Below are 1,019 nucleotides of genomic sequence, written 5' to 3'. Positions count from 1 at the left end.
ACGCGCAATGTGCCGATTTACCTACGGACTATATATTATGGCTAACTGATAATAAGTATAGAGCGTGGGGGAACGCTAAAGATTTCCCTAATAATAAATTCCCTGAAGGTTGGAGAGTTATAGAGAACAAGCCATCAACGATACCTAAAGAGGGTTGGATTGCAGTATTTACAAGTGGCACTTATGCTCAATACGGTCACATTGGTATTGTATATAATGGCGGTAATACGACTAGCTTCCAAATTTTAGAACAAAATTGGAATAGTTGGGCAAATAAAAAACCTAGCTTGCGATGGGATAACTACTATGGTTTAACACATTTTATAGTCCCTCCAATAGCAAAAGAAGTAGAAAAACCTAAAAAAGATGTAAAATCAGCTCCTAAACAGTTAGTTAAGGAAAATAGTAGTATCAAAGTTAATACTAATCATATCAAAGGTTGGACTATGACTAAGAGAGGTCGTAAACCTAAAGGTGTAGTCATTCATAACGATGCCGGCACAATGAATTCAAAGCAATACTACAACAATCTAGTAAACGCAGATTACAATAGATTAGCAAGAGGCATAGCTCACGCATATGCTGATAGAAACGGTATTTGGGAAGCTATATCAGAAGATAGAATTGCTTGGCATGTATCTGATGGCGTTCAACCGGGTTCGGGTAATTTCGAATTCTACGGAATTGAAGTTAATCAATCAATGTATGTAAGCGATAAAGATTTTCTTAAAAATGAACAAACAGCTCTTAAATTCGCAGCGCATAAACTTAAAAAGTGGGGGTTGCCAGCTAACAGAAATACTGTTCGTTTACACAATGAATTTAGTTATACAGCTTGTCCTCATCGTTCTGCTAAATTGCATGCTGGTATCGATCCAACTAAGCAAACATGGAGTAAAGCAACACAACTTAAGTTAAAAGATTATTTTATTAAGCAAATTAGAGCTTATATGAAAGGCGATACACCTAAGATTACCACAGTGAAAAACAAGCCTGGCAGTGCTTCTACTCCGGCTAAC

At 36.7% G+C, this 1,019-nt stretch carries 1 protein-coding gene; it reads left to right on the top strand.

Translation table 11 applies throughout. The features are described 5' to 3' along the window. Positions 1 to 1,019 (top strand): N-acetylmuramoyl-L-alanine amidase (locus AB0C84_RS46360; RefSeq protein WP_361079349.1); only part of this gene is annotated, 1,019 nt, incomplete at both ends.

Origin of the sequence: Actinomadura sp. NPDC048955 (genome assembly GCF_040649435.1) — a bacterium.
Taxonomy (GTDB): Bacteria; Actinomycetota; Actinomycetes; order Streptosporangiales; family Streptosporangiaceae; genus Spirillospora; species Spirillospora luteofluorescens.
The sequence above is the reverse complement of the archived record's forward strand: the minus strand, read 5'-3'. Positions and strand labels throughout refer to the sequence as shown.